This window comes from Helicobacter mesocricetorum, assembly GCF_900198605.1.
Lineage (GTDB): Bacteria > Campylobacterota > Campylobacteria > Campylobacterales > Helicobacteraceae > Helicobacter_D > Helicobacter_D mesocricetorum.
The window spans coordinates 1-5,148 of record NZ_FZPJ01000047.1 but is presented as its reverse complement, the minus strand read 5'-3'; the positions used below and the strand labels follow the sequence as shown (position 1 = coordinate 5,148).

Here is a 5,148-nt window from a genome sequence, read left to right as displayed (position 1 = left end):
AGTGTGGTTTAAGATTATAATTTGTAAATTCTCTAATTTCTTTATCAATCTCTAAGAGTTCTTTAGGGGTGGAATATTGGGTTTTAGTAAAGTTTTTTAAAGATTTTGTAATGAGGACTTCTATCTCCCCAAAAGTGATTTTACCCTTTAAAAAGGCTTCCACTGCTATTTCATTAGCCGCATTGAAAACTACTCCTAATTTAGGGTTTTCTAATAATAAATCCTTAAAGCTCCATAAAGGGTAGCGATTTGTATCAATTGATTCTAAGCAATAAGTTTTTGAATCGATTTTTAAAGGTGTAATGATTGGTTGAGAGGAAAAATTGTTTAAGAAATCCTCTCCTAGTCCAAGCCCAAAACATAGGGCATAGGCAATAGGTAATTGCATATTGCAGTTTGCAAAATGTGCAACAATGCTTCCATCCCAGAACTCCACAAGTGCGTGAATATAGGAGTTTTTTTCGATAAAAGCATCAATATTTTTACTTTTAAAAAGCCAAAAGGCTTCCAATGTCTCAAAAAGCTTATTTGCCATTGTGCTAGAATCAATGGTGATTTTTTTTCCCATTTGCCAATTAGGGTGTTGAAGTGCTGATTGTGCGTTTTGTTTTTTAAGCAAATGCAAGGGGGTGTCTCTTAGCGCACCACCACTTGCAGTGATATAAAGCTTCTTAAAAGGGCGGATTTTGGGATTAAAATTCATAAGGTAGTTTAAGGCAAAATGCTCACTATCAATAGGGATAATCTTAGAGGTATCAATAAACTCCCCCCCTACTACCAAGCTTTCTTTATTCGCTAAAGCTACGATTTTGTTAGATTGTATGGCGTGTAAGGTGGGGAATAATCCTAAAAACCCAACAAGTGCATTAATAACAAGATTGCTTTTTGAATGACTAATGGCTTCTAAGATTCCTTCTTCACCGCAATAAATATTGCCTTTGAAAGCTTGTGTTATCTTAGGAATATCAGCTTGTGAAGCGATGATGATATTTTTGGGATTAAATTCTAAAATTTGTTGGTTAAGTCGCTCAATATTATACCCAATGCCCAAAGTCTCTACTTCTAAATTAAACCTTTTTGCTATTTCTAAGGCATTTACGCCAATAGAGCCACTAGAACCTAAAAGTATCATTAATCAAAATTCCATTTAGAGAGTTCTAGCATTACATATAAAACAATGCCCCCAAAAAAGTATCCATCTAATCTATCAAGCATTCCGCCGTGTCCGGGGAATAAACTTCCACTATCTTTGACTTTTGCTTGTCGCTTTAAAAAACTTTCATAAAGATCCCCAAATACGCTTGAGAGGCTAGTTGTTAAGGTTAAGAGCAAAGCCGTAAAAAAACTGCAAACACCAAGCCCTACTAAGGTGGAGATTATTACAGAAACGCTAACGCCTATTAAAACACCCTCTTTAGTCTTATTGGGTGAAGTAGGGCAAAAACAGCTATTGTTAAAAAGTTTCCCCCCAAATAATTTCCCCCCAAAATACGCAAAGCTATCGGTTAAGCTTACGATAAATAAGAGCCAAATTATGGCATTAATGGAATAATCTAAATATAAAAAATATAAAAACGCAAAAGGAATAGTTGGATAGATAAAAGGCATAGCACAGAGCATATTGCCCTTTTGTGTGTAGGCTTGATAGGAGGCAAGAATTATCAAAATTACAAAGATAATATGCAAGGTTTGCAACCAATAGAGGCTAATCCAAAATAAAATAAGCAATCCTGTAAAAATAGGGTTTGGTTTAGTCTTTATATAAAGTTGATAAGATTCATAAAAGCTTATAATACAAGCAATTCCTAAGATGAGCCATAGTAAAAAAGGACTATGAAAAATCACGATTAAAATTATGGCAATAAGCATAAAAGCAGCAGTGTATAAACGTTTTGATTCAATGTTTTTAAGCATTACTACTCCTTAAAAATTGCGTCATTATAACAAAAATACTTTGAAACTTATTTTTAGGAGATTGAGTGGAATTTAATAGCTTAAAAGTGTTTCTAGTCCTTTAAAAATTTGTTAAAATAGCCAAAGATTTTATCTCTATAAAGGCAAAGGCAAGGAATGTTTTTTTCTATCAAAAAGAGAGTTACAAGCCCTTTTAAAAATACTATTCGTGCGACAAGTTATGTAAAAGATAGATTGCAAGAGGGGTTGCATACTTTTATCCATCACGAATCTTTTGGGGGAGTTTTATTATTTTTCTGTATTGTTTTGGCAATGCTTATTGCAAACTCTAAATACAGCAATTGGTATTTTGAGTTTTTGGGCTTAGAATTTGGTGCTTTTATTCAAGGGTGGTCTTTTAGCATTAGTGTTTTGCATTTTACTAATGATGTGCTTATGGCTTTATTTTTCTTAATGGTTGGCTTAGAGATGAAGCGAGAAGTGCTTTATGGAGAGTTGGCGGGATTTAAAAAGATAAATTTTTCACTTTTGGGTGCTTTAGGGGGGATGATCATTCCTATCATCATTTATACCTATTTCAACTACAATACTGATTCTATTTATGGTTTTGGTGTGGCGATGAGTACAGATACTGCGTTTGCCTTAGGGCTTTTGTTGTTATTTGGTAAAAGAATCCCTTCTATATTAAAGATTTTTCTTGTAACACTAGCGGTTTTTGATGATTTAGGGGCTATTTTGGTGATTGCTATCCTTTATACCCATACTTTAGATTTGTTTTGGTTATATACCGCTATTGTTCTTACTTGTATTTTAATTGCTATTAATTATTATGATGTGAAATACACTTCTGCTTATATCTTTCTTGGTATTTTATTGTGGATTACCATTTATAATAGTGGAATACACGCCACAATTGCTGGAGTTATTGTAGCCTTTAGTATCCCGGGTCGTTCTAATATTCGTAGGAAATATTTTGTGCAGATTTTAGATATTTTAGAAGAATGGAATAAATTTATAAGTTCCAACAAAAGAAGCTCTCTTCCTATGCAGGAATCCCAAAAAGGTTTTTTAAAGACTTTTGCGAAAAACATTACTTCTTTTTTCGTTCCCAATAAAGAAAAAAGAATTGATATGAAAGAAGCCAATAGACGCGTGCAGATTCTTGATAAACTTGCAAAATATTCCCATTACGCCCAAAATCCATTAGTCAAAATAGAAACCTTTTTACAGCCTATTTGTGCTTACTTTATCGTGCCTTTATTTGCCTTTTTAAATGCAGGGGTTCAATTAGATTCTGGTATTAATTTTAATATTGATGGATTATTTATGGGGACTTTATTAGGGCTGATAGTGGGTAAGCCTTTAGGGGTTCTTATTTTTGCCTATTTGGGAGAAAGGCTACATATTGCCATTAAACCTGTCGGACTTCATTATGGGCATATTTTAGCCATAGGTATTATCGCAGGTATTGGATTTACGATTTCTATGTTTGTTGCTAATCTCGCTTATGCAACTAATGAGCAAATTGTATTGGCAAAAATTTCTATTTTGATAGCTTCCTTGATTGCTATTATTTTAGGGGCTATTGCTTTATTTTTTACGACAAAACCCAAAGAATCATAATGCCAAAAGCCTCCTTTTATCTCCTTATGATTATGGCTATGATATTTTGGGGAAGCTCTTGGCCTAGTAGTAAGATTATGGTCGAATATGCAAGTGCTGAAGTCATTACTTTTTGGAGATTTTTCTTTGCGTTTCTTGCGTCTATACCTCTTATTTTTTTATTAAAAATTTCTTTACGCATTAGTTATCAAGCCTTTAAGCTCCTATTTTTAACAGCATTATTAAATAGTATTTATTCTATTTTGTTTTTTGTTGGATTAGACTATGGAAGTGCAGGGAAGGGTGGTGTAATAGTTACCACACTCACGCCTATATTTGCTTATTTATTGGTTTATATGCTCTATAATGCAAACTCACAAAGAAGTATTAAAGCTAATGAGATTTTAGGCTTGGGGTTTGGGATTATTGCTGGAATATGTCTTTTAGATTTACAAAATTTCAAAGAATTACTTTTGAATGGATTTTTTATATTATGTGCGATAGATTGGGCGATTTTAACATTGGTTTGTCAAAGGATTAGAATCCACCCCTTAGCGATTAATTTTTATATGACTTTTTTAAGCGTCCTATTTTGGTCGCCTTTGCTTTTATTTAATGATGCAATGCTGAATGTTTTTAGTTTTGATAGTAGATTTTGGTTGATGATGTTTATGGTAGCAGTCCTTTCAACAGCCATTGGAACAAGTATTTATTATATTGGTATTTATTATATTGGTGCTACAAAGGCTGCTTCCTTTACCTTGCTTGTTCCAGCGATTGCTTTAGGAAGTAGCTATTGGCTTTTAGGAGAGATTCCTAGCTTTTTAACTCTGCTTGGGGGAAGTTTTGCTATTTTTGCTACCTATTTAATCAATTTTTATAAATCTTCCCATTTTATATTTAAAAGAAAGTTTTAGAGTTTTTTCTGTATCAAAGTATGCCCTCTATAAATCCCATAAACCTTATGTTGTCCATTTTTATACATTATTATGACAGGATAATCTTCTACTATATTGCCCTGTTCCATTCCCGGACTTCCTATTGGCATACCCGGCACAGAAATCCCTATCACATCTTTTGGTTTATTCTCTAAAAGCCACTTTATAGCGTCCTCTGGAACATGCCCTTCCACCACATATTCATCAATAATCCCTGTATGGCAACTTTCAAACTTTGGATGAATTTGATATTTTTGTTTAATCTCCCTAATATCCTCTGCATAACTGCTATGAATCTCATAGCCCTTTTTTGTCATATATTCTTCCCACATTTTGCAACAACCACAAAATGGAGTGTTGTAAAGCTCAATAGTGTTAGTTCCAAAAAGACTTAGGGGGAGCAATCCTAACCCTAAAAATCTGATAAATTTATTTTTCATTGTAGTATCCTTAAAATTTAGCAATATTGCAATCATAGCATTGCCTTATTAAAACAATGTTTATAATTTGGCTCTAATGATTTAGATGATAAGAGTAGGACAGAGAGATATTAGATATTTTTTAAACAATCCCTAAACAAAACAATAATAAATAAAAAAAGCACAATAACAATAAGCAACAATAATAAACTAAACATAGCAACAAATAATAAACCAACCAACCCCAACCCCCTCAACCTTAAAACCTTACAAAC

5 protein-coding genes are annotated in these 5,148 nt (G+C 33.0%); 2 read left to right on the top strand and 3 right to left on the bottom strand.

Annotation, left to right across the window (positions count from 1 at the left end; translation table 11 throughout):
• On the bottom strand, positions 1-1,132 hold a 1,132-nt coding region (gene dxr, locus C6H18_RS08370), incomplete at its 3' end, for a 1-deoxy-D-xylulose-5-phosphate reductoisomerase (RefSeq protein ID WP_104722652.1).
• Positions 1,132-1,914, bottom strand: a complete 783-nt coding sequence (locus C6H18_RS08365; RefSeq protein ID WP_104722651.1) for a phosphatidate cytidylyltransferase — start codon at positions 1,912-1,914, stop codon at positions 1,132-1,134. The genes C6H18_RS08365 and dxr, both read right to left, overlap by 1 nt.
• Positions 1,915-2,070: 156 nt before the next feature.
• Here C6H18_RS08365 and nhaA point away from each other — a divergent pair, with 156 nt between their 5' ends.
• Both nhaA and C6H18_RS08355 read left to right on the top strand, forming a co-directional pair.
• Positions 2,071-3,537 (top strand): Na+/H+ antiporter NhaA, encoded by a 1,467-nt coding sequence (gene nhaA, locus C6H18_RS08360; RefSeq protein WP_104722650.1) that lies wholly within the window; start codon positions 2,071-2,073, stop codon positions 3,535-3,537.
• A complete protein-coding gene (locus C6H18_RS08355; RefSeq protein ID WP_104722649.1) occupies positions 3,537-4,433 on the top strand; it encodes a DMT family transporter in 897 nt (298 codons plus the stop codon). The genes nhaA and C6H18_RS08355 overlap by 1 nt, the downstream gene beginning before the upstream one ends.
• Here the strand turns inward: C6H18_RS08355 and C6H18_RS08350 are convergent.
• Positions 4,430-4,894, bottom strand: coding sequence for a DUF411 domain-containing protein (locus C6H18_RS08350; RefSeq protein ID WP_104722648.1), 465 nt, complete (start codon positions 4,892-4,894; stop codon positions 4,430-4,432). The genes C6H18_RS08355 and C6H18_RS08350 overlap by 4 nt on opposite strands.
• Positions 4,895-5,148: the final 254 nt, after the last annotated feature.

Excerpts from the sequence above, each read along its gene's own strand:
- nhaA (WP_104722650.1), top strand. The coding sequence starts at position 2,071 with ATGTTTTTTTCTATCAAAAAGAGAGTTACAAGCCCTTTTAAAAATACT.
- C6H18_RS08365 (WP_104722651.1), bottom strand. The coding sequence starts at position 1,914 with ATGCTTAAAAACATTGAATCAAAACGTTTATACACTGCTGCTTTTATG.
- C6H18_RS08355 (WP_104722649.1), top strand. The coding sequence starts at position 3,537 with ATGCCAAAAGCCTCCTTTTATCTCCTTATGATTATGGCTATGATATTT.
- C6H18_RS08350 (WP_104722648.1), bottom strand. The coding sequence starts at position 4,894 with ATGAAAAATAAATTTATCAGATTTTTAGGGTTAGGATTGCTCCCCCTA.